Annotated in this window: 1 protein-coding gene; it reads right to left on the bottom strand. The window is 35.3% G+C overall.

Translation table 11 applies throughout. The annotated features are described in order from the left end of the window. Positions 1–235 (bottom strand): hypothetical protein (locus Q0842_RS16230; RefSeq protein ID WP_298500566.1); only part of this gene is annotated, 235 nt, incomplete at both ends.

The following is a 235-nucleotide window of genomic DNA, read 5'->3' as shown; positions in this document are numbered from 1 at the left end:
CATTACCTGGTAATATAAAAGGATTTAAATCAATAGTATATGTATACGTATAAACCGATTCATTACCTGCACAATCTATATAAGTGAACGTATAGATTTTATCTCCTTCACAAACAGGATCTACATTCTCAGTAATTACAGGCGTAATGTCGTTACCACAAACATCAGTTACAACAGGTGCTGTAGGTTGTACAGCATCCGCTATACACTCTACTGTAGAACTTACATTTGCAGG

Origin of the sequence: uncultured Algibacter sp. (assembly GCF_947495675.1) — a bacterium.
Lineage (GTDB): Bacteria > Bacteroidota > Bacteroidia > Flavobacteriales > Flavobacteriaceae > Algibacter_B.
The sequence above is the reverse complement of the archived record's forward strand: the minus strand, read 5'-3'. Positions and strand labels throughout refer to the sequence as shown.